The sequence below is a fragment of the Vibrio sp. C8 genome (genome assembly GCF_054051265.1).
Map to the genome: position 1 here is coordinate 333,380 of NZ_JBPAOE010000011.1, position 21,673 is coordinate 355,052.

Here is a 21,673-nt window from a genome sequence, read left to right on the forward strand (position 1 = left end):
GAATGGCAAATAAAAAGGGAGGCAAAGCCTCCCTTTCTTAATCTAATTACAGCTTATAGCTTGTCAGTTAGCTCAATCGCTTGACCGATATAGCTTGCAGGTGTCATTTCTTTCAAACGCGCTTTTTCTTCTTCTGGCAGTTCTAGGCCATCAATGAAGTTACGCATTGCTTCACCGTCAACACGCTTACCACGAGTGAGCTCTTTTAGCTTTTCGTATGGCTTTTCAATGCCGTAACGGCGCATCACTGTTTGTACTGGCTCTGCTAAAACTTCCCAGTTCTTATCCAGTTCCGCCAGTAGAGCTTCGCGGTTCACTTCTAGCTTACTGATACCTTTCAGAGTCGACGTGTAGGCAATGATTGCGTAACCCACGCCAACGCCTAGGTTGCGCAATACAGTTGAGTCTGTAAGGTCACGTTGCCAACGAGAGATAGGCAGCTTTTGTGCAAGGTGAGTAAACACAGCGTTTGCCAGACCTAAGTTACCTTCTGAGTTTTCGAAGTCGATTGGGTTAACTTTGTGCGGCATGGTTGAAGAACCGATTTCGCCAGCAATTGTTCTTTGCTTGAAGTGACCCAGAGCGATGTAGCCCCAAACGTCACGGTCGAAGTCGATAAGAATCGTGTTGAAACGTGCCACTGCATCAAATAGCTCTGCGATGTAATCGTGAGGTTCGATTTGAGTTGTGTACGGGTTCCAAGTTACGCCAAGAGATTCTGTAACGAACTCTTCGCTGAATTTGTGCCAATCAAGCGTTGGATAAGCAGAAAGGTGTGCGTTGTAGTTACCTACAGCACCGTTGATTTTCGCTAGGATTTCAACGTTCGCGATTTGCTTGTATTGACGTTCCATACGGTACGCAACGTTCGCCATCTCTTTACCCATCGTCGATGGAGAAGCAGGCTGACCGTGAGTACGAGATAGAAGAGGGATATCACGGTATTCAACCGCTAAGCCACGGATAGCATCAATGATGTTACGGATTTCAGGAAGAATAACCGTATCACGAGCTTCTTTAAGCATCAGAGCGTGAGAAGTGTTGTTGATGTCTTCAGAAGTACAGGCAAAGTGAATGAATTCATTAACTGCGTGAAGTTCAGGAACGCCAGCAACTTTTTCTTTTAAGAAATATTCCACCGCTTTTACGTCGTGGTTAGTTGTGCGTTCGATATCTTTGATACGTTGTGCATCAGCTTCGCTGAAGTTTGCTGCAACGCTATCAAGGAAATTGTTTGCTTCTTCACTGAATGCAGGAACTTCTGCAATCTCAGCTGTTGCTGCAAGCTTCTGTAACCAGCGAATTTCAACGATAGTACGGTATTTAAGTAAGCCAAATTCACTAAAAATACTGCGTAGTGCAATAGTTTTACTGCCGTAACGGCCGTCTACTGGTGAAACAGCAGTCAATGCTGACAGTTCCATGATCTTCTCCTGAATTGGTTTCTAAATTTCGTGTGCTTTATACCAGTATCAATGGCAATTGTCACGAATATTGCGCAAACGATTGCGCGAGATTTCTGCTACTCAAAAACGATGAGTAAAAAAATTAGCTCGCATGGTGCGAGCTAAAGATTACATTCTGGCCAGTAATATCTTGGCTTGATCAACCATCTTCTTACGTCCGAAGACTAGGTGAAGACGTCGGCCGCCCACTTGACGCCAAAGCACTGCACAACGAATACCGGATAATAGTAGTGCGCGCACTTTTTGTTGGTTAGCGGTTTGCTGTAATACCTCTGGAGTACCTGCGACTTGAATACGAGGGCCGATAGGGCTGATCACATCGAGGTAAACACTCGCTAAGTTGCTGATCATCTGTTCATCAAGCAAATCAAAATGTTCAACTTGACGTTCGATCATTTGAATGCGATCACCCAGTTGAGACATCGCATCTCTGCGGCTGGTTAGTTTACGCTCTAAAGCCAGTAAGCTAATAATATAGCGAGTAATGGCACTGCCCGTAGGGGTGCTATCAATGCCATTGACCAGACACTCAAGACCAACTTTCAAATCGGCTTCGCTACCGAAAACACCAATAGTATTACTTGGATTCGTTGCCAAAATTGCACGCAATGAAGTTTCAAACGCGTCTGAATCACAGTAACCGTCTTTCGCTACTTTTTGCACTAAAGCGACAGCTTGGCAAATTCCAGCAAATGCGATAGTTCGGTCATAAATTGTGTTAGCCACGTAAATACTCCTTAAATACGTTGTTCAATAATGCCGCCACCTAGGCACACATCGCCTTGGTAGAAAACAGCTGACTGTCCTGGGGTTACTGCGACTTGTGGGTCATCAAACATAACCTTGATGTTGTTGTCATCCACAGGGATAACGGTACAAGGAATGTCAGTTTGACGGTAACGTGTCTTCACTGAGCAGCGGAACGCTTCTTTCACTGGCGTACGATCAACCCAATGTAGTTGTGAAGCCATTAATCCGTATGATTTCAGTAACGGATGGTCTGCGCCTTGTACTGCGATAAGCACGTTACGTTTAAGATCTTTCTCTGCTACGTACCATGGGTCTTCGTTACCGCCACCACCTTTTTGACCACCAATGTGCAGGCCTTTGCGTTGCCCTAATGTGTGGTACATAAGGCCTTGATGTTCGCCAATAACTTTACCTTCAGGAGTTTCAATTTTACCCGGTTGAGCAGGCAAATAGCGAGACAAGAAGTCTGTAAATTTGCGCTCACCGATAAAACAGATACCGGTTGAATCTTTTTTCTTCGCAGTGATTAAACCTTGCTCTTCAGCAATACGGCGAACCTCTGGTTTTTCTAATTCACCGACCGGGAACAAACTGCGTGCAACCTGTTCGTGGCTCAGCGTATATAAGAAGTAGCTTTGGTCTTTATTATTGTCTTTACCACGTAGCATTTGCGGTTTTTCACCCTCTCCTACGAAGGTACGACGAACATAGTGACCCATAGCTATATAGTCTGCATCTAACACTTCGTCTGCAAACTCTAAAAATGCTTTGAACTTGATTTCTTTGTTACAAAGAATGTCCGGGTTTGGTGTGCGACCCGCTTTGTATTCCGCTAAGAAATATTCGAACACGTTGTCCCAGTATTCCGCTGCGAAATTAATCGTGTGTAAATAGATACCAAGTTTGTCGCAGACAGCCTGTGCATCGGCAAGGTCTTCCGCTGCCGTACAATATTCTTCGTTATCGTCTTCTTCCCAGTTCTTCATAAACAAGCCTTCTACCTGATAGCCTTGTTGTTGAAGAAGATATGCTGAAACGGAAGAATCAACGCCACCTGACATGCCTACAATGACTTTCTTTTGGCTGTTTGCGTTGCGGTTATCTGACATGACTTAATACCACTTGATTGACTTGGACGCAGATTCTAACAGAAAGACTTTTTTGAGGACAGATCAGAGACAGAGTTCACACTTCTGATTTGGTGTATTTCATCTTCATTTATGTCCTAAAGAGACATGTAATCGTTCTCTAAATTTTTTGTGTAAAAAACTTTATCCACGTAAACGTTTGCTATCCTTTGTTGAGTTGCTGCCTTACTGGACGCAGGGTAAAATTCCGGCTCTTTTCTTCTCACGCACCTAAATTATCGTTATGAAATTTCCTGGCCAACGTAAGTCAAAGCATTACTTTCCAGTCGATGCTCGTGATCCATTAGTCATCCAAGCGCAAGATAATAAGAGATTATCTCGCACACATATTATCGGTATTGATCAGACGTTGGTTGATATTGAAGCGAAAGTGGATTCCGAACTCATTGAGCGTTATGGTCTGAGCAAAGGACACTCTTTAGTCATTGATGATGAGACCGCTGAAGCTTTATACACTGAATTAAAGCAAAATGGTTTAATCAAAAATGAATTTGCGGGCGGAACTATCGGCAATACCTTGCACAATTATTCTGTGCTAGCCGATGACCGTTCAACGTTATTGGGTGTGATGAGCCAAGATATTAAAATTGGCAGCTACGGTTATCGTTATTTATGTAATACCTCTAGCCGGATGGATCTCAATTATTTGCAAGGTGTTGATGGAGCTATCGGGCGTTGTTTCGCTTTAATTACAGAAGACGGTGAGCGTACTTTTGCAATTAGCGAAGGCCAAATGAATAAGCTTCACCCAGACAGTATTCCTGAAAAAATATTTAAAAATGCATCAGCGTTAGTGATCACTGCATATTTAGTTCGTTGTAAAGAAGGCGACCCAATGCCACAAGCGACAATGCGCGCAATTGAATATGCTAAGAAATATGATGTGCCAGTTGTATTAACGCTAGGAACAAAATTCGTTATTCAGGATGACCCTCAATATTGGCAGGAATTTTTGCGTGATCATGTTTCTGTTGTTGCAATGAATGAAGATGAAGCGGAAGCATTAACCGGTGAAAGTGATCCATTAATGGCATCGGATAAAGCATTAGATTGGGTTGATTTAGTTTTATGTACCGCAGGGCCTGTTGGTTTATATATGGCGGGTTATACCGAAGAAGAAAGTAAAAGAGAGACTTCTTTACCATTATTGCCGGGAGCTATTCCAGAGTTTAATCGCTTCGAATTTAGTCGCCCAGCAACAAGACTGAGCTGCGAAAATCCGACTCGAATTTATTCTCATATTTCACCTTATATGGGCGGCCCGGAGAAAATTAAGAATACGAATGGGGCAGGTGATGCAGCGTTGTCAGCATTACTTCATGACATGGCAGCGAATAAATACCATAAAGGTAATGTGCCAAATTCAAGTAAGCACCAACATAACTTCTTAACCTATTCTTCTTTCTCACAAGTTTGTAAATATGCAAACCGTGTAAGTTATGAAGTGTTAGCCCAGCATTCTCCACGTTTATCTCGAGGTCTTCCTGAGCGTGAAGATAGCTTAGAAGAAGCGTATTGGGAAAGATAAAGGTAACCTTTACCTGAATAACGTATTATTTATCAATATCACTAAATAATACGTATAAAAAAGGCTCCGAATTCGGAGCCTTTTTTGATAACTAGAAAATTAAATTTCGAATTGTTCTAGAGATTTGCCTTCATCTAAAGCTTTTTGAATTGCTGAAGGTGTACGGCCTTGGCCTGTCCAAGTTTTCTCTACGCCATTGTCCATGTATTTATATTTCGCTGGACGAGGTGCGCGTTTGCCTTTTGCTTTTGATTTAGTTTTTGTTTCGCCAGCAAGAGCAGAAATTAATGCTTCAACGTCAATACCGTCATTAGCAATTTGCTCAGCAATTGCTGCTAATTTCGCTTCTTGTTCAGCTAGAGCAGCTTGTTCTTTTTCTTCAGACTCTCTGCGCTCTTCAACTACGATCGTTAATTTATCAAGCGCTTCTTCAAGTTGCTCTAAAGTTAGATCGCGTGAAAATGCACGAAGACTACGAATATTTAATAGAGTTTTAGTGATTTCCGACATTTCTTAATCCTGTTTAATTAAATAATTAACGGGGTAATAATAAACCGACTTATTAGTTCTTACAATATAATTAAGCCAACATTAATGTAAATATTCTGAAATTTCCACAATAGCAGTAATTAAAGTTAGCCTGTTAAAACTTAGCCTTAAAAAAAGAAAGGAAATATTAGGATTTCAGAGTGTCAGGTACGGACTAATTTTATGCAATTAATGTAATTAGGTCTAAAACACTTTGAGCTCGATTGTGAAATATAATTCATTCACGCTGTGAATAAATAGAGGTGATGAAAAATGAAATTGTATGTTGCATTGACAGTTTTGTTAAGTACAATACGTCACACCTAAAGCGGAGTATGCTCAATAATCACGCAATATTAAGTTTGCGCAGGTAATTGTTCTATCTTCGACGTAGAGGAGCGATATTGATAAGTATCCAGTATTGGGGTGATGCCAATGAATACCGGAGAAAGGCCATATCGCCGAAGTTAGTCAGGTCATCAATCTGCTAGCTGGGGTTGTCATCGAATAGGGGCAACACTGCCATAGTCTATATTGTTGTTAAACTATGGAGCGCTACTGTAGGGTTGGGTGGAGTGTTCACTTCCCTTTCGCTTAGTTCAACATTAATCGCATTGAAATTATTCGATGTGGTTTATCTGCAGTAGATCTCTAACCGAAATATTATTGGTTTTTGAAGATCATGAATTTATTAGATTTTGCTTCGTCTCCTTTGTCACTAGTCCCTGCGTTAGTGGCGTTGAGTCTTGCTATTATTACTCGTCGTGTACTTGTTTCTTTAGGAATGGGTATTGCCCTTGGTGCGTTATTACTTGCTGATTACTCTATCGGCAATGCGATTAGCTATGTCGGCACAAAAGTAACCAACGTATTTATTGAAGACGGCGGTCTGAATACTTGGAACATGAGTATTGTTGGCTTCTTGCTGCTGTTGGGTATGATGACGGCACTATTAACGCTTTCTGGCGGCACTCGTGCATTCGCCGAGTGGGCCCAAGTTCGCGTAAAAAGCAAACGTGGTTCAAAATTGCTTGCTGCGTTTTTAGGGGTTTTCATTTTCGTTGATGACTACTTCAATAGTTTAGCGGTTGGCTCAATTTCTCGTCCCGTTACTGACCGCTTTTATGTTTCACGCGCTAAACTCGCTTACATCCTAGACTCTACTGCTGCACCAATGTGTGTTGTTATGCCTGCTTCAAGCTGGGGCGCATACATCATGACGATCATCGGCGGCATTTTAGTGTCACACGGTATTACTGAATATTCTGCGCTTGGTGCTTATCTGCGTTTGGTTCCTATGAACTTCTATGCGGTATTCGCACTATTAATGGTGTTCGCAGTTGTTTGGTTCCAAATGGATATCGGTCAGATGCGCCAACACGAAATTAATGCTTCTCAAGGCCAAGGTTTTGACGAAGATACGTCTGAAAACGACGAACAAGCCCGTGATCTAAATGACGAACTTGATATCCGTGAAAGTGAGAAGGGTAAAGTTTCAGACCTTATTTTCCCAATCGTACTACTGATTATCGCAACCGTTGGTTCAATGTTGTATACCGGTGGACAAGCACTGGCAGCCGATGGTAAAGCGTTCAATGTCCTTGGTGCGTTTGAAAATACCGATGTTGGTACATCACTTATTTACGGTGGTTTAGTCGGTTTAGTGGTTGCTCTGTTCACCGTAGTTAAACAAGGTATTTCGATCACTGAAATTGCACGTACGCTCTGGATTGGTGCTAAATCTATGTTTGGTGCGATTTTAATCCTTGTGTTTGCTTGGACAATTGGTTCAGTCATCGGTGACATGAAAACGGGGGCGTACCTCTCTTCTTTAGCCCAAGGTAATATCGACCCACATTGGTTGCCAGTAATATTATTCTTGCTATCAGGCATTATGGCTTTCTCTACTGGTACTTCTTGGGGCACGTTCGGTATCATGCTACCAATCGCAGGTGATATGGCAGGTGCAACTGAAATTGCTCTGATGCTACCTATGCTGAGCGCGGTACTAGCGGGTTCTGTATTTGGTGACCACTGCTCTCCAATTTCAGACACCACTATTTTGTCTTCTACAGGCGCGCGCTGTAATCATATTGACCACGTGGCTACTCAGCTTCCATATGCTCTAGCGGTCGCAGGTGTATCATGCGTTGGTTTCATTGTTCTTGGTATGACCCTATCGGTACTGGCTTCGTTAGCGGCATCCACAGTGGCATTTATCGCAGTGTGCTTTGTATTTAACGCATTGGCAAAATCTAAGTTGGTTACCCTCAAAGAAGCTTAATATTTTATATTTCTGCATATTAGAGGAGGCTTTAGCCTCCTTTTTTTGTGCTCGAAAAGTAGCAGTCAGAAAAAGATGACAAAAAGTGAAAGTTTTTGTTGAAAAATGAGACGAGCTTAGATAGTGTTGAAAGCAATCCAGTGAACACATTCGGTGTAATTAAGTATGCGTAATTTTGTAATGAACATTCATCATCACCATCATCCCTAAGAGTCTTTCGGGAGATGTACGCATACCCGGGAGACAGGATTCTCCCGGTGGTTAAAATCAAAGTATTATCAGATTTATGACCCTTGGGAGACAACTCTTCCAAGGGTTTTTTACTATCTGGTTTAATAAAATTTTTAAAGATTTCAATATATTACGAAGGAAGAATGTAATGCAAACACAACGCCTAAGAATCGCAGTTCAAAAGAAAGGTCGTTTAAGCAACGAATGCCAGAGCCTACTAAAGAAGTGTGGGGTTAAATTTAATGTTATGGGTGAACGTTTAGTAGTTCACTCGTTAAATATGCCAATTGACCTGCTTCTTGTACGTGATGACGATATCCCTGGTTTGATTATGGATGGCGTAGTTGACTTGGGCTTTGTTGGTGAGAACGTGTTGGAAGAAACCCGTTATGACCGTATTGCTCTAAATCAGCCAAGTGAATTCGTTGACCTACGTCGTATGGACTTCGGTGGTTGCCGCCTTTCAATCGCAATCGACAAAGATGTGGAATACAACGGCCCACAAGATCTTAAAGGCAAACGTATTGCAACTACCTATCCTCAACTTCTAAAAGCGTACATGGCAGAACAAGACATCGATTTTAGTACCTGCATGTTAACTGGCTCAGTTGAAGTAGCTCCACGTGCAGGGCTAGCTGATGCGATTGCTGATTTGGTTTCAACAGGCGCTACCCTTGAAGCCAATGGCTTAAAAGAAGTTGAAGTGATTTTCCAATCAAAAGCGAAGCTGATTCAACGTACTGGTGAATTTGCTCCAGATAAAGCAGCGTTGATTGACCGCCTTCTGACTCGTATGAACGGTGTCCAACAAGCGAAAGAATCTAAATACATCATGCTGCACGCACCAGTCGAAAAACTACCTCAAATCACGGCACTACTTCCTGGTGCAGAAGACCCAACGGTATTGCCACTTTCTGCTGATAAAACTCGCGTAGCCGTACATCTCGTCAGTGCTGAGAACTTGTTCTGGGAAACAATGGAAAAGTTAAAAGCCCTTGGTGCAAGTTCTATTCTTGTATTACCAATTGAGAAGATGATGGAGTAATCCCGATGAGAACAATTGTTTGGCAATCGCTGAGTGAAACTCAGCAAGACTCAGTATTGGAACGTCCAGCTATCGCTAAAGGTGCGAATATCACTGCTGCGGTTGCGGAAGTTATTGCCAAAGTTCGAGCGGAAGGCGACTCTGCTCTATTGGAACTGACTGAGAAATTCGACAAGTGTAAGCCTGATTCAATTCGTGTTTCGGCTGAAGAAATTGACGCGGCATGTGAGCGTCTTGATGATGAAATGAAGCAAGCGTTGGAATTGGCTTACAACAACATTTCTAAATTTCACAAAGCACAAAAAGCAGCACCGATTAAAGTAGAAACTATGCCGGGTGTTGTGTGCGAACAGGTAACTCGTGCAATCAACAAAGTGGGCTTGTACATTCCAGGCGGTAGTGCGCCACTACCATCAACAGTATTAATGCTCGGTGTCCCTGCGCAAATTGCTGGTTGCCGTAAAGTGGTGTTGTGTTCTCCTCCACCGATTGCCGATGAAATTCTTTATGTCGCTAAGCTTTGTAAGATCGATGAGGTTTATAACGTCGGCGGCGGTCAAGCAATTGCAGCAATGGCTTATGGTACGGAAAGCGTAGCAAAAGTTGATAAGATTTTTGGCCCAGGCAATGCGTATGTAACAGAAGCAAAACGTCAAGTGAGTAATGATTTCCGTGGTGCTGCGATAGATATGCCAGCTGGTCCTTCGGAAGTGTTGGTGATTGCTGATGAAACGGCTGATGCTGATTTTATTGCCGCGGATCTGTTAAGCCAAGCTGAACACGGTCCTGATTCTCAAGTTGTATTGGTAACACCTTCTCCAGTCGTTGCGGATCAAGTGGCTGATGCGGTTCAAAAACAGCTTAAGTCGCTATCTCGCGCCGCAACTGCGGAGAAAGCCCTTGCATCAAGCTTAATCATAATTGCAGAGTCTTTAACTCAGGCGGTTTCAATTTCTAACTATTACGGTCCTGAGCATCTGATTGTTCAAACCAAGAATCCTCGTGAGCTTGTGCCACTGCTGGACAATGCAGGTTCAATTTTCTTGGGTGATTGGTCGCCAGAATCAGTGGGTGATTATGCTTCAGGCACTAACCACGTGCTGCCAACCTACGGTTATACTCGAACGTATTCAAGCTTAGGTTTAGCGGATTTTAGCAAACGTATGACAGTACAAGAGCTAAGCGCCGATGGTCTCAAAGCATTGGCACCAACTGTCGTAAAAATGGCCGAAGCTGAAGGTTTAGACGCGCACAAACGTGCCGTTACGATTCGTATAGAAAAACTCCTTGTTGAGAAGGGACAGAAGGCGTAATCATCATGGAAAAACTCGCTCGTAAACAGGTTCAGGAATTAACACCTTATCTCTCTGCTCGCCGTATTGGCGGAAGTGGTGATGTGTGGTTAAACGCTAATGAATCGCCATTCAACAATGAATACAAAACCAATTTCGCTCGTTTAAACCGTTATAGCGAATGCCAGCCACCTGAACTAATCAACGCTTATGCAGCATATGCAGGGGTGAAACCAGAGCAAGTACTAACTTCTCGTGGCGCTGATGAGGGTATTGAACTATTGGTACGTGCTTTCTGTGAGCCAAACCAAGATGCGATTTTGTTCTGCCCGCCGACATATGGCATGTACGCAATCAGTGCTGAAACTATTGGCGTTGAACGCAAGAAGGTACCACTAACCGCAGAATGGCAGTTAGATTTAGCCAACATCGAAGCCAATCTGGAAAATGTAAAGCTGGTGTTTGTTTGTAGTCCTAACAACCCAACGGGGAATTTGGTTAAGCGTGAGGACATTGTTGCTCTGCTAGAAATGACCAAAGACCGCGCTATTGTTGTAATGGACGAAGCCTATATCGATTTCTGTCCAGAAGCGTCAACGGTCGATTTGCTAGCACAGTATCCAAACTTGGCGATTCTACGAACCTTATCAAAAGCATTTGCTCTTGCTGGCCTTCGTTGTGGATTTACTCTTGCCAATGAAGAGTTGATTAACGTGCTGCTAAAAGTCATCGCACCTTATCCAGTACCAGTCCCTGTAGCTGAAATTGCGACTCAAGCGCTATCAGAAGCTGGTCTTGCTCGTGCTAAATACCAAGTGCTGGATCTGAATGCCAACCGAGCTTACATGCAAGTTGGTCTTTCGATGATCAATGGTGTGCAAGTGTTTGAAGGTTGGGGCAACTATTTGCTGGTTAAATTCCCAGATGGTGACGCTTTGTTCAAAGCCGCATGGGATTCAGGCATTATCTTACGTAACTCGCCAATTGAAGATTGTGTGCGTATTAGCGTAGGCAATAGAGAAGAGTGCGAAAAGACCGTCGCGTTTATTCGTAACTACTACCAATAGAAAGGATTCTACAATGAGCACCCAACAGAAAATTCTCTTTATCGACCGTGACGGCACCTTAATTGTTGAGCCTCCGGTGGATTTTCAGGTTGACCGTTTAGACAAACTTAAACTGGAACCATTTGTTATTCCAAGCTTGCTCACGTTGCAAGACGCTGGTTATCGTTTAGTGATGGTCACCAACCAAGATGGTCTAGGCACAAGCAGCTACCCACAAGAAGACTTCGATGCCCCACACAACATGATGATGGATATCTTCTCTTCTCAAGGTGTGAAGTTTGATGATGTGTTGATTTGTCCTCACTTCGAAAAAGATAACTGCTCTTGTCGTAAGCCTAAGTTAGGGATGGTGAAAGAGTATCTTCAAGGCGGCAAAGTCGATTTCAAATCATCGGTTGTGATCGGTGACCGAGTCACGGATCTGCAACTGGCAGAGAACATGGCTATTCGTGGTATTCAGTACAATCCTGAAACTATGAACTGGCTACAAATCGTTAAAGATCTGACGGTTAAAGCTCGTACTGCAAGTGTTGTTCGTAAGACGAAAGAAACCGATATTAAGGTAGCGGTGAATTTGGACGAGACGGGTGGTAATGAAATCGAAACAGGTCTAGGTTTCTTTGACCATATGCTGGATCAAATCGCCACTCACGGTGGTTTCCAATTAAAGCTTAAAGTGAATGGAGACCTGCACATCGACGACCACCACACGGTTGAAGATACCGCTTTGGCTCTTGGTCAGGCGATTAAAGAAGCCTTAGGTGATAAGCGTGGTATCGGTCGTTTTGGTTTTACTCTACCAATGGACGAATGTTTGGCGCAATGTGCATTAGACCTGTCAGGTCGCCCTTATTTGAAATTTGACGCTGAGTTCAGCCGTCCGGAAGTGGGCGATTTATCAACCGAGATGGTCTATCACTTCTTCCGCTCACTGACAGACACGTTAGCGTGCACTCTGCACTTGTCTTCGTCTGGTGAGAATGACCACCACATTATTGAAAGCTTGTTTAAGGCGTTTGGTCGTACTCTACGCCAAGCTATTCAAGTACAAGGAAACGAATTGCCAAGCAGCAAAGGGGTTCTCTAATGGGAAATGAAACCGAAATGGAACAAAAAGTCGTCATTATTGATACTGGTTGTGCCAACGTTTCATCAGTGAAATTCGCCATTGAACGTCTTGGTTATCCAGTCACGATTTCAAAAGATCCAGCAGTGGTTCTTGCTGCCGATAAACTGTTCCTACCGGGGGTAGGAACTGCCAGCGAAGCGATGAAGAACCTAGAAGAACGCAATCTTATCGAGCTAGTTGCGAAGGTAGATAAGCCGCTACTTGGCATCTGTTTAGGAATGCAGTTACTGGGCAAGCTTTCTGAAGAGAAAGGACAGAAAGCGGATGATATCGTTGAATGCCTTGGCTTGGTCGAAGGTGAAGTTCGCTTAATGCAAACTGGTGACTTGCCATTGCCACATATGGGCTGGAATACCGTTTCAGCTACAGCTGGTAACCCGCTTTTCAAAGACATTGAAGAAGGTGAGTACTTCTATTTCGTACATAGCTTCGCAATGCCTGTGGGTGACTACACGATCGCACAATGTGACTACGGAAATCCGTTCAGTGCAGCGATTCAAAATGGCAACTATTACGGCGTTCAATTCCACCCAGAGCGTTCATCAAAAGCCGGTTCTAAATTAATTCAGAACTTCCTAGAGCTCTAAATGATAAATGGAAGCTGTAAGCGATAAAGCGGCATATCGAATAAGGAACAGAAATGATTATTCCCGCATTAGATTTAATTGAAGGCCAGGTTGTTCGCCTATATCAAGGTGATTATGGTCAAGTGACAGAATATAAAGTCGACCCAGTAGAACAATTTAATTTATACAACAAAGCTGGCGCTGACTGGCTACACCTTGTTGATTTAACCGGAGCTAAAGATACCAGTGCTCGCCAGTTGGACCTGATTGCAAAATTACTGGCAGGCACTCCAGCCAATATTCAAATAGGCGGCGGTGTACGCAGCGAACAAGACGTAATTGATTTGCTAGAAGCAGGCGCGCAACGCGTTGTGGTTGGCTCAACGGCTGTTAAACAACCTGAATTAGTGAAAGGTTGGATGACCAAATACGGCGCTGAAAAAATTGTGTTGGCTCTGGATATTAATATCGACGCTGACGGTACACGCAAAGTGGCGATTTCTGGTTGGCAGGAAGATTCTGGTGTCACCATTGAAGCACTGATTGAAGATTATCTGACGGTTGGTTTGAAACATGTACTTTGTACCGACATTTCTCGTGACGGAACGCTAGCAGGTTCTAACGTTGAGCTGTATGTAGACCTTTGCAAACAATACCCACAAGTTCAGTTCCAATCTTCTGGTGGTATTGGCAGTTTAGCGGATATCGAAGCACTAAAAGGCAGCGGTGTGGCAGGTGTGATTGTTGGCCGTGCATTACTTGATGGCAAATTCACCACAGAGGAGGCGTTCGCATGTTGGCAAAACGTATAATTCCGTGTCTGGATGTTCGCGATGGTCAGGTTGTAAAAGGTGTGCAGTTTCGTAATCACGAAATCATTGGTGACATTGTTCCGCTAGCAAAACGTTATGCGGAAGAGGGCGCGGATGAATTGGTGTTCTACGATATCACCGCCTCAAGTGATGGCCGTGTGGTGGATAAAAGCTGGGTGGCTCGTGTTGCTGAAGTGATTGATATTCCGTTCTGTGTGGCTGGTGGTATTAAGTCAGCAGAAGACGCTGCGCGCATTCTGGAGTTCGGCGCGGACAAAGTATCAATTAACTCACCAGCCTTGGCGAATCCTCAGTTAATTACAGATCTTGCGGATAAGTTTGGTGTGCAATGTATCGTTGTAGGTATCGACTCCTATTTTGATAAAGAGACGGGCAAATATCAGGTTTATCAGTTCACGGGTGATGAAGCGCGTACTAAAGCAACCAAGTGGGAAACCAAAGATTGGGTTCAGGAAGTGCAAAAACGTGGCGCGGGTGAAATCGTATTGAACATGATGAACCAAGACGGCGTGCGAAACGGTTATGATCTTGAACAACTTAATATGGTTCGCTCCGTGTGCCATGTTCCATTAATTGCTTCTGGCGGTGCCGGTGCAATGGAGCATTTCGCCGATGCGTTCAAATTAGCGAATGTTGATGGTGCGTTAGCTGCATCAGTGTTCCACAAACAAATCATCAATATTGGTGAACTCAAGCAATATTTAAAACAACAAGCAGTTGAGGTGAGACTATGAGCCTAGCGGAACGTATTAATTGGGAAAAGGTTGATGGTCTTGTTCCTGCAATAGTGCAGGATTTCGGTTCAAGCCAAGTGCTTATGATGGGCTACATGAACCAAGAAGCGTTAGCTAAAACATTAGAAACAGAGCAAGTTACTTTCTATTCGCGTACCAAACAGCGTTTATGGACTAAAGGTGAAACCTCAGGCAACGTGTTGCAGTTGAAAAATATTGCTTTGGATTGCGACCAAGACACCTTACTGGTAAAAGTGAATCCGATTGGCCCAACGTGCCATACAGGTACCACAACTTGTTGGGACGGCGATGTGCAAGAGGAATCACAAATGGTGTGGCTTCATCAACTTGAGCAGCTATTGGCTGCCCGCAAGAGTGCCGACCCAGACTCCTCTTACACCGCTAGCCTTTATGCGCGTGGCACCAAACGCATTTCGCAGAAAGTGGGCGAAGAAGGTGTTGAAGTTGCGCTTGCGGCGACGTCGGGCGATAAGGCGGAGTTAGTGTGTGAATCAGCGGACTTGATTTATCACTTGTTGGTACTGCTTCAAGACCAAGGTTTGTCGATGAGTGATGTGATAAATAAGCTCAAAGAGCGTCATAAGTAGTCGCTTATAGTCTATAAAAAAACGCCACAATGAGCATCCAAGTAATCAGAGTACTTGGTAGGCCAGCCATATATGATCACGGCACTTCGAAAAAGTGCCGTGTTTAATCTCAGAAACCGTAAAAACAGGTAGTGTTGAGCTACAAGTGAGCGACAGGAATATCCGCCACAAAGTGTCCAAGCAACGATTTTCGTACAGATTTCACTGATATTCCGTATATATTTAATCAAGGCGATCATCAACCCATCAGCTACAAATTCGGCTACCCTTGAAACTCGCTAAACGTCTGATTAGGTTGAATACAGACGATACAGTTTCTTCCTCCGTTTTTGGCATCGTATAGCGCTTGATCACAGAGCTGAATTAAACGTTCAAATGAAACATTGTTTCCTTGGTATTGAACAAGTCCAATACTGGCTGTTGACTGAATGGTTTGAGATTCCAATAAGTTCAATGGTGACGTTGCCCATGTCTGACGAAAGCGTTCAACAACGTTAAGCCCATCGCTTAGATTGGTTTCGGGCAGAAGGATGACAAATTCCTCGCCACCATAACGAAAACAGACGTCATTAATCCGTAAGATTGTTTTCGCTAAACTAGCAAATTCTTTAAGCACAAGATCTCCAACTGAGTGGCCATATTGGTCATTAACTTTTTTAAAATGGTCAATGTCGACCATTGCAATACAATAGGGGCGATCTTTTCTCTCGCTGGCCTTATGCATAACCTCAAGCCGTGACATTCCCTCACGTCGGTTAGGAAGCCCTGTTAACTCATCGGTAGAAGCCAAATCTGCCAAAGAATATTCCAATCGTTTTCTTTCAGTTATATCGAAGGCGACGCCTAAAAGCCCAGCTACTGCCCCATATGAGTCAGTAAAAGTTTGTTTGTGAAATTGTACTGCGTGAAGTAATCCTTGAGGTGAAGTAATCTCGGTTTCATAAATGTCCACACCTCCGCGGTCTAACAATTCTTTGTCTTTAGCAAAAAAGACATCCGCATCAGCTTTATCCCATATGTCGTATACTGTTTTCCCAATTAATTGATCGCGTTCTAGTGACATAAAATCCATGTACGCTTTGTTGCATTCGGCATATCTACCATCTTTATTTTTAACGAAGATGGGAATTGGAATCAGATCCGTAAAAAGATCAAGTAGATGGCGATTGGTGTTGATGAACTCGATAATATCTTTGCCCATGCGTGCTCCTCAGATAATTATTGTATTAAGTATGAAACATAGAAGCGCTTCTTCCAATCTTCTCATTTTTCAAGGATTTTCGTTTTGTTGAAATTACACCTCTTTAATTTACATATGAATCGCAGACATATTTCTATCTGCGTCATTTCTGAGACTCACTAGTAATTGAATTGCAAAGAACTTGTTTGGATAAAATTGCCGTATGTTTAACTAGAGGAATTGCCACTTTAGAAAGTGACATTTTTTGAACTTCACTGCCAATTTGCTTTTTTCTAATATAAACACGCCACTATTTAATATGCAGGATATATAGACCAAGAGCTCATCTTCCGCTTCTTGGTAGGCCGTGCGGGGCTCGAACCCGCGACCGATTGATTAAGAGTCAACTACTCTACCAACTGAGTTAACGGCCTACATATTGAAAAATACACTTTGATACAACGAATTATAGTCTCGATTTGGCTACTTTTTCGTTGTAAAACATATAAATTGCAGAAAAGACAATTTCATTGCTATTCTGTCCGTTATTAGTCGGGGAGCCTTTGGGCTGAGATCGCATTGTGAGACCCGTTGAACCTGATTCAGTTAATACTGACGTAGGGAACTAATCCAATCTTTGCGATTGTATATCTCGTTTTGCCGTCTATCTCAGATGTGCTTTCGAGAGACTGTTCCTGTACGTCTTACCCTAAAGGAACAGCTATGCCTAAAACCAATTCAATTCCCGTTGTACTGACGATTGCCGGATCGGACAGTGGTGGTGGTGCGGGTATTCAAGCCGATATCAAAGCGATATCAGCGACTGGCAGTTACGCGGCTTCGGTTATCACCGCCATTACCTCTCAAAATACATTGGGTGTGTTTGATATCTTGCCCATTCCGCTACCTCACATTGAAAGTCAGTTGGATGCAGTATTCCAAGATCTCAACATTGTCGCGGTAAAAATTGGCATGCTGGCGGATGCCGATATCATCAATTTGGTGGCTGATAAGCTGGAACAATGTCGACCAAAATACATTGTGTTGGATACCGTAATGGTGGCAACCAGTGGCGATTTACTGCTAAAAGAAACTGCGATAGACAGCTTGAAAGATCGCTTACTACCTCTCGCAAGCATTATTACGCCTAATCTACCAGAAGCCGCTGCGCTCACAGGGCTAGCTGAGCCGAAAGATACTGATCAAATTGAACAGATGGTTACTGCAATGCGCCAGTTAAGCACTTCTGCGGTATTGCTCAAAGGCGGGCATTTAGAGGCGTCTGATGAGAGTGATGACCTGTTTATTACCCAACATGAAACTCACAGATTAAGCGCTGAGAGAGTTCGGACTCGCAATACTCATGGGACGGGTTGTACCTTGTCTTCGGCCATTGCTTCATTTTTGGCTCAGGGAGAAGATATGCTTTCAGCGGTCAGTCACGCCAAACAATACATTACACAAGCGATAGGACATGCTGATTTGCTTGATGTGGGACAGGGCCGAGGCCCCGTCGATCACTTCTTTATGCTGCATCAATAGAGATTTCTTTCCACTCGCCAGGTTGAAGGTCGCCCAACTCAATATTACCCATTGAGTAGCGAATCAGACGTAGAGTTGGAAAGCCAATGTGCGCAGTCATGCGTCTTACTTGACGGTTACGACCTTCAATGATGGTAATCGCAAGCCAAGTGGTTGGAATGGCAGCGCGAAAGCGCACCGGTGGATTTCGAGGCCACAACTGGGGTTCTTCAATCACCACTACTTGCGCAGGAAGCGTTGGCCCATCCTTTAGTGTCACTCCGTTTCTAAGTGGCTCTAAATCTGACTCTGTCGGTGTACCTTCAACTTGTACCCAGTAGGTTTTAGGAGACTTTGATTCTGGCTGAGTCAGTTTGGCTTGTAAAATACCATCGTTAGTTAACACCATCAGACCTTCGCTGTCGCGATCCAGTCGGCCTGCCGCATACACATCTTTGACTGTTATGAAATCCGCGAGCGTTTTTCTGCCTTCACCATCAGTAAATTGGCTCAACGTGTCATAAGGTTTATTAAAAACAATGACTTTGCGATCTTCAATGTTCACTTTTGGCTTTTGAACAGCAGGTTTACGTACTCTTTGTTTGGTCGAAGTGCGCCCTGAAGAACGATTTCCTTGTTTGAAACGCGGTTTGTGAGTCGAGTGAGGAGCCTTAGCTGTGCTACTACGCGAGCTGGATGACATGTTAACTACCTTGCAAAAATGTAAATGAAGTGTGTTTGAAAGTTTTCTGAAACTCGCTTTTGCGCTATCATTTTCGCGCCCAGAAATAGGATAAACGACAAGATGATAGACTATTATCCTAATTTTGTTTAATTATAACGATCTTCACTCAAGGACTGTCTCGAAGACTCATTATGGTGGTTCGCACAAAGAAGTTATTCGAACACAAAAGGAAAGAGTGAGACTATCGTGCACAAGTTTGGGATGTTTCCCGCTTGAGCCGTACATTCACACAACACATGCCCGTGTGTTGTTAGAACAAATAGGGAAAGTTCATGCCAACAAATAAACCTACAATTATTTATACAATTACAGACGAAGCCCCAGCTCTCGCTACATATTCACTGCTGCCTATTATTCAGTCATTCACGGCATCGTCAGGTATTGAAATTGAAACTCGTGATATTTCTTTAGCAGGACGTCTTCTTGCTAACTTCCCAGAGCATTTGAAAGAAGAACAGCGCGTTGGTGACGCTCTGACAGAACTGGGTGAACTTGCACAAACGCCTGAAGCGAACATCATCAAACTGCCAAACATCTCAGCATCGGTTCCTCAATTAAAAGCGGCGATTAAAGAACTTCAAGACAAAGGCTTTGCACTTCCAAATTACCCAGAAGAGCCTTCAACTTACGAAGAAGAAGCGATTAAAGCAACGTACGACAAAATCAAAGGTAGTGCGGTTAACCCTGTACTGCGTGAAGGTAACTCTGACCGCCGTGCTCCAGCATCAGTGAAAAACTATGCCAAGAAGAACCCTCACTCGATGGGTGCTTGGTCTGCGGATTCTAAATCTCACGTTTCTAGCATGAGTGATAAAGACTTCTTCGGTACTGAAAAATCTGTCACTGTTGACGGAGAAACTCAAGTTTCTATTCAGTTTGTCGGTAAAGATGGTTCAACCAAAGAACTGAAAAAGCCTTTTGCACTGAAAGACAAAGAAATTATTGATGCAAGCGTTTTGAACAAGAAGGCTCTAGTAGCGTTCTTCGAAAAAGAAATTGCGGAAGCAAAAGAACAAGATGTTCTGCTTTCTCTGCACATGAAAGCAACCATGATGAAAGTGTCTGACCCAGTCATCTTTGGACATGCTGTTAAGGTTTACTACAAAGAAGTGTTCGACAAATACGGTGACGTATTCGAGAACCTTGGTGTTGACGTAAACAACGGTCTAGGTGATGTGTATGCGAAAATCCAAGCATTACCTCAGGCTCAACGTGAAGAGATTGAAGCTGCACTTCAAGCGGTTTATGCAACTCAACCGCCACTGGCGATGGTTGACTCTGATCGTGGTATCACCAACCTACACGTACCTAGCGACATTATTGTTGACGCGTCTATGCCAGCGATGATCCGTTCATCAGGTCAAATGTGGGGTCCAGATGGTAAGCAGAAAGATACTAAAGCAATGATCCCAGATCGTTGTTACGCTGGCGTTTACCAAGCCGTGATTGAATTCTGTAAAGAGCACGGTGCATTTGACCCAACCACTATGGGTAGCGTACCAAACGTGGGTCTGATGGCTCAAAAAGCGGAAGAATACGGTTCACACGATAAAACTTTCATTCTAGATGCTGACGGTGCAGTGCGTGTGGTTGATGCGGCAGGCAATGTGCTGCTTGAGCAACAAGTTGAAGCTGGCGATATCTTCCGTATGTGCCAAGTTAAAGATGCGCCGATTCAAGACTGGGTTAAGCTTGCAGTAAACCGCGCTCGTGCAACCAATACACCAGCAGTATTCTGGTTAGACGAAGCGCGTGCTCACGATGCTGAGCTGATTAAGAAAGTGAATCAATATCTACCTGAACACGATACTTCTGGCCTGGAAATCAAGATTCTTTCACCTGTAGATGCAACGCTATACTCGCTAGCGCGTATCAAAGAAGGTAAAGACACCATTTCTGTAACAGGTAACGTACTACGTGACTACCTAACTGACTTGTTCCCAATTCTAGAACTTGGCACTTCTGCGAAGATGCTTTCAATCGTTCCACTGATGAACGGTGGTGGTCTGTTTGAAACCGGTGCTGGTGGCTCTGCTCCTAAGCACGTACAGCAAGTTCAAAAAGAGAACCACTTACGTTGGGATTCTCTGGGTGAATTCCTAGCTCTTGCTGCTTCTCTAGAGCATCTAAGTGTGGTGACAGGCAATGCGAAAGCGCAAGTATTGGCTGATGCATTAGATAAAGCGACAGGTAAATTCCTAGACCTTAACAAATCACCATCACGTAAAGTGGGTGAACTCGATAACCGTGGCAGCCATTACTATCTAGCAGCATATTGGGCTGAAGCACTAGCTGCACAAACTCAAGATGCCGATCTTGCGGCTGAGTTTGCACCAGTGGCTGAACAGTTATTGGCTAACGAAGATAAAATCGTTGCAGAGCTAAATGGTGCTCAAGGTGTTGTGGGTGATTTAGGTGGTTACTATGCATTAAACGATGCAATGGTTTCTAACCTAATGCGTCCAAGTTCAACACTGAACAGCATAGTAGAGCGCGCATAAGCTTAAACGACGCTTGACTATAAAATACAAAACCCGCCAAGAGGCGGGTTTTTCATATCTATCAATTTATAAATCGTTAGCATTTAAATAACCAATGGGTCAGTGAATGGTAAAGATTTACTTGGCAGCGAACTATTTAGATTGTTGCCCTTCAATAGGTACGACACTACTAGCGTGGTAGCCTTTAGGTCCCTGTTCAACTTCATATGCTACTTGCTGTCCCGCTTTCAGTGTGCGGTAGCCATCCATTTGGATAGTAGAATAATGAGCAAAAATGTCTCCATCTTCGCCTTCTGGACAGATAAAACCAAATCCTTTGGCGTTATTGAACCATTTTACTGTACCTGTAGCCATGCTATACGTCCCTCATGCATTTTGTTACTGATGTTGTTGCGGAGAAAATACTCTTATTGATTTACTACGTAGATAGTTTGATCAAATGACTTGATGTTGATTACTCCAATAAGTGAATATCGATTCAGCCGCTGCCAAATTTTTAGTCACTATTTGACCAATG

The 21,673-nt window shown here is 43.5% G+C and carries 19 protein-coding genes, 1 tRNA gene, 2 riboswitches and 1 other annotated feature; of the genes, 12 read left to right on the forward strand and 8 right to left on the reverse strand.

Annotation, left to right across the window (positions count from 1 at the left end; genetic code table 11):
- Nucleotides 1-53: 53 nt before the first annotated feature.
- From purB to mnmA, 3 genes are all read right to left on the reverse strand, one after another.
- A complete protein-coding gene (purB, locus tag ACRQQK_RS07540) occupies nucleotides 54-1,424 on the reverse strand; it encodes an adenylosuccinate lyase (protein ID WP_457510678.1) in 1,371 nt (456 codons plus the stop codon).
- A 150-nt stretch (nucleotides 1,425-1,574) separates the two neighbouring features.
- Nucleotides 1,575-2,192 carry a high frequency lysogenization protein HflD gene (hflD, locus tag ACRQQK_RS07545; RefSeq protein WP_457510679.1) on the reverse strand — a complete coding sequence of 206 codons (618 nt, stop codon included), beginning with the start codon at nucleotides 2,190-2,192 and terminating at the stop codon, nucleotides 1,575-1,577.
- A gap of 11 nt (nucleotides 2,193-2,203) precedes the next feature.
- The gene (mnmA, locus tag ACRQQK_RS07550; protein WP_457510680.1) at nucleotides 2,204-3,325 is read right to left on the reverse strand and encodes a tRNA 2-thiouridine(34) synthase MnmA; all 1,122 of its coding nucleotides are present in this window, start codon (nucleotides 3,323-3,325) and stop codon (nucleotides 2,204-2,206) included.
- Between the two features lie 262 nt (nucleotides 3,326-3,587).
- On the opposite strand from mnmA, the gene ACRQQK_RS07555 reads away from it, so the two are divergent.
- A complete protein-coding gene (locus tag ACRQQK_RS07555) occupies nucleotides 3,588-4,892 on the forward strand; it encodes an inosine/guanosine kinase (protein ID WP_457510681.1) in 1,305 nt (434 codons plus the stop codon).
- A gap of 99 nt (nucleotides 4,893-4,991) precedes the next feature.
- Here the strand turns inward: ACRQQK_RS07555 and ACRQQK_RS07560 are convergent, their stop codons facing one another.
- The gene (locus tag ACRQQK_RS07560) at nucleotides 4,992-5,402 is read right to left on the reverse strand and encodes an H-NS family histone-like protein (RefSeq protein WP_457510682.1); all 411 of its coding nucleotides are present in this window, start codon (nucleotides 5,400-5,402) and stop codon (nucleotides 4,992-4,994) included.
- Between the two features lie 401 nt (nucleotides 5,403-5,803).
- A riboswitch (Lysine riboswitch) is annotated at nucleotides 5,804-5,986 on the forward strand.
- Between the two features lie 116 nt (nucleotides 5,987-6,102).
- On the opposite strand from ACRQQK_RS07560, the gene ACRQQK_RS07565 reads away from it, so the two are divergent.
- The 9 genes from ACRQQK_RS07565 to hisIE all read left to right on the forward strand — a co-directional run bounded on the left by ACRQQK_RS07565 (nucleotide 6,103) and on the right by hisIE (nucleotide 15,209).
- Nucleotides 6,103-7,704, forward strand: a complete 1,602-nt coding sequence (locus ACRQQK_RS07565) for a Na+/H+ antiporter NhaC family protein (RefSeq protein WP_457510683.1) — start codon at nucleotides 6,103-6,105, stop codon at nucleotides 7,702-7,704.
- A gap of 188 nt (nucleotides 7,705-7,892) precedes the next feature.
- Nucleotides 7,893-8,028: a sequence feature (His leader region), on the forward strand.
- 55 nt (nucleotides 8,029-8,083) lie between these two features.
- A complete protein-coding gene (hisG, locus tag ACRQQK_RS07570) occupies nucleotides 8,084-8,980 on the forward strand; it encodes an ATP phosphoribosyltransferase (protein WP_457510684.1) in 897 nt (298 codons plus the stop codon).
- A gap of 5 nt (nucleotides 8,981-8,985) precedes the next feature.
- Nucleotides 8,986-10,293, forward strand: coding sequence for a histidinol dehydrogenase (gene hisD / locus ACRQQK_RS07575; RefSeq protein WP_457510685.1), 1,308 nt, complete (start codon nucleotides 8,986-8,988; stop codon nucleotides 10,291-10,293).
- A 5-nt stretch (nucleotides 10,294-10,298) separates the two neighbouring features.
- The gene (gene hisC / locus ACRQQK_RS07580; RefSeq protein WP_457510686.1) at nucleotides 10,299-11,339 is read left to right on the forward strand and encodes a histidinol-phosphate transaminase; all 1,041 of its coding nucleotides are present in this window, start codon (nucleotides 10,299-10,301) and stop codon (nucleotides 11,337-11,339) included.
- A 13-nt stretch (nucleotides 11,340-11,352) separates the two neighbouring features.
- The gene (hisB, locus tag ACRQQK_RS07585) at nucleotides 11,353-12,426 is read left to right on the forward strand and encodes a bifunctional histidinol-phosphatase/imidazoleglycerol-phosphate dehydratase HisB (RefSeq protein WP_457510687.1); all 1,074 of its coding nucleotides are present in this window, start codon (nucleotides 11,353-11,355) and stop codon (nucleotides 12,424-12,426) included.
- A 17-nt stretch (nucleotides 12,427-12,443) separates the two neighbouring features.
- Nucleotides 12,444-13,055 carry an imidazole glycerol phosphate synthase subunit HisH gene (gene hisH, locus ACRQQK_RS07590; protein WP_457511105.1) on the forward strand — a complete coding sequence of 204 codons (612 nt, stop codon included), beginning with the start codon at nucleotides 12,444-12,446 and terminating at the stop codon, nucleotides 13,053-13,055.
- A gap of 53 nt (nucleotides 13,056-13,108) precedes the next feature.
- Nucleotides 13,109-13,846 carry a 1-(5-phosphoribosyl)-5-[(5-phosphoribosylamino)methylideneamino]imidazole-4-carboxamide isomerase gene (hisA, locus tag ACRQQK_RS07595; RefSeq protein ID WP_457510688.1) on the forward strand — a complete coding sequence of 246 codons (738 nt, stop codon included), beginning with the start codon at nucleotides 13,109-13,111 and terminating at the stop codon, nucleotides 13,844-13,846.
- Complete coding sequence (gene hisF, locus ACRQQK_RS07600; RefSeq protein ID WP_042481950.1) at nucleotides 13,828-14,601, forward strand: imidazole glycerol phosphate synthase subunit HisF; 774 nt, start codon at nucleotides 13,828-13,830, stop codon at nucleotides 14,599-14,601. The genes hisA and hisF overlap by 19 nt, the downstream gene beginning before the upstream one ends.
- Nucleotides 14,598-15,209: a bifunctional phosphoribosyl-AMP cyclohydrolase/phosphoribosyl-ATP diphosphatase HisIE gene (gene hisIE / locus ACRQQK_RS07605; RefSeq protein ID WP_457510689.1), complete on the forward strand. Its 612-nt coding sequence runs from the start codon at nucleotides 14,598-14,600 to the stop codon at nucleotides 15,207-15,209. The genes hisF and hisIE overlap by 4 nt, the downstream gene beginning before the upstream one ends.
- 262 nt (nucleotides 15,210-15,471) lie before the next feature.
- On the opposite strand, the gene ACRQQK_RS07610 is transcribed toward hisIE, so the two are convergent.
- Together ACRQQK_RS07610 and ACRQQK_RS07615 are read right to left on the reverse strand one after the other, a co-directional pair.
- Nucleotides 15,472-16,410 carry a sensor domain-containing diguanylate cyclase gene (locus tag ACRQQK_RS07610; RefSeq protein ID WP_457510690.1) on the reverse strand — a complete coding sequence of 313 codons (939 nt, stop codon included), beginning with the start codon at nucleotides 16,408-16,410 and terminating at the stop codon, nucleotides 15,472-15,474.
- 337 nt (nucleotides 16,411-16,747) lie between these two features.
- Nucleotides 16,748-16,823, reverse strand: a tRNA-Lys gene (locus tag ACRQQK_RS07615).
- A gap of 109 nt (nucleotides 16,824-16,932) precedes the next feature.
- A riboswitch (TPP riboswitch) is annotated at nucleotides 16,933-17,030 on the forward strand.
- A gap of 82 nt (nucleotides 17,031-17,112) precedes the next feature.
- On the opposite strand from ACRQQK_RS07615, the gene thiD reads away from it, so the two are divergent.
- Nucleotides 17,113-17,931, forward strand: a complete 819-nt coding sequence (thiD, locus tag ACRQQK_RS07620; protein WP_457510691.1) for a bifunctional hydroxymethylpyrimidine kinase/phosphomethylpyrimidine kinase — start codon at nucleotides 17,113-17,115, stop codon at nucleotides 17,929-17,931.
- Here thiD and rluE read toward each other — a convergent pair.
- Entirely contained in the window at nucleotides 17,915-18,613 is a 699-nt protein-coding gene (gene rluE, locus ACRQQK_RS07625; RefSeq protein ID WP_457510692.1) for a 23S rRNA pseudouridine(2457) synthase RluE, read from the reverse strand. The genes thiD and rluE overlap by 17 nt on opposite strands.
- 314 nt (nucleotides 18,614-18,927) lie before the next feature.
- On the opposite strand from rluE, the gene ACRQQK_RS07630 reads away from it, so the two are divergent.
- Entirely contained in the window at nucleotides 18,928-21,156 is a 2,229-nt protein-coding gene (locus tag ACRQQK_RS07630) for an NADP-dependent isocitrate dehydrogenase (RefSeq protein ID WP_457510693.1), read from the forward strand.
- A gap of 132 nt (nucleotides 21,157-21,288) precedes the next feature.
- Here the strand turns inward: ACRQQK_RS07630 and cspD are convergent, their stop codons facing one another.
- Entirely contained in the window at nucleotides 21,289-21,510 is a 222-nt protein-coding gene (cspD, locus tag ACRQQK_RS07635) for a cold shock domain-containing protein CspD (RefSeq protein WP_042481960.1), read from the reverse strand.
- Nucleotides 21,511-21,673 lie beyond the last annotated feature (163 nt).

Bases quoted from the DNA above. Each gene is read 5' to 3' on its own strand.
- purB (WP_457510678.1), bottom strand. From the start codon at position 1,424: ATGGAACTGTCAGCATTGACTGCTGTTTCACCAGTAGACGGCCGTTAC.
- mnmA (WP_457510680.1), bottom strand. From the start codon at position 3,325: ATGTCAGATAACCGCAACGCAAACAGCCAAAAGAAAGTCATTGTAGGC.
- ACRQQK_RS07555 (WP_457510681.1), top strand. From the start codon at position 3,588: ATGAAATTTCCTGGCCAACGTAAGTCAAAGCATTACTTTCCAGTCGAT.
- ACRQQK_RS07560 (WP_457510682.1), bottom strand. From the start codon at position 5,402: ATGTCGGAAATCACTAAAACTCTATTAAATATTCGTAGTCTTCGTGCA.
- ACRQQK_RS07565 (WP_457510683.1), top strand. From the start codon at position 6,103: ATGAATTTATTAGATTTTGCTTCGTCTCCTTTGTCACTAGTCCCTGCG.
- hisG (WP_457510684.1), top strand. From the start codon at position 8,084: ATGCAAACACAACGCCTAAGAATCGCAGTTCAAAAGAAAGGTCGTTTA.
- hisD (WP_457510685.1), top strand. From the start codon at position 8,986: ATGAGAACAATTGTTTGGCAATCGCTGAGTGAAACTCAGCAAGACTCA.
- hisC (WP_457510686.1), top strand. From the start codon at position 10,299: ATGGAAAAACTCGCTCGTAAACAGGTTCAGGAATTAACACCTTATCTC.
- hisB (WP_457510687.1), top strand. From the start codon at position 11,353: ATGAGCACCCAACAGAAAATTCTCTTTATCGACCGTGACGGCACCTTA.
- hisH (WP_457511105.1), top strand. From the start codon at position 12,444: ATGGAACAAAAAGTCGTCATTATTGATACTGGTTGTGCCAACGTTTCA.
- hisA (WP_457510688.1), top strand. From the start codon at position 13,109: ATGATTATTCCCGCATTAGATTTAATTGAAGGCCAGGTTGTTCGCCTA.
- hisF (WP_042481950.1), top strand. From the start codon at position 13,828: ATGTTGGCAAAACGTATAATTCCGTGTCTGGATGTTCGCGATGGTCAG.
- hisIE (WP_457510689.1), top strand. From the start codon at position 14,598: ATGAGCCTAGCGGAACGTATTAATTGGGAAAAGGTTGATGGTCTTGTT.
- ACRQQK_RS07610 (WP_457510690.1), bottom strand. From the start codon at position 16,410: ATGGGCAAAGATATTATCGAGTTCATCAACACCAATCGCCATCTACTT.
- thiD (WP_457510691.1), top strand. From the start codon at position 17,113: ATGCCTAAAACCAATTCAATTCCCGTTGTACTGACGATTGCCGGATCG.
- rluE (WP_457510692.1), bottom strand. From the start codon at position 18,613: ATGTCATCCAGCTCGCGTAGTAGCACAGCTAAGGCTCCTCACTCGACT.
- ACRQQK_RS07630 (WP_457510693.1), top strand. From the start codon at position 18,928: ATGCCAACAAATAAACCTACAATTATTTATACAATTACAGACGAAGCC.
- cspD (WP_042481960.1), bottom strand. From the start codon at position 21,510: ATGGCTACAGGTACAGTAAAATGGTTCAATAACGCCAAAGGATTTGGT.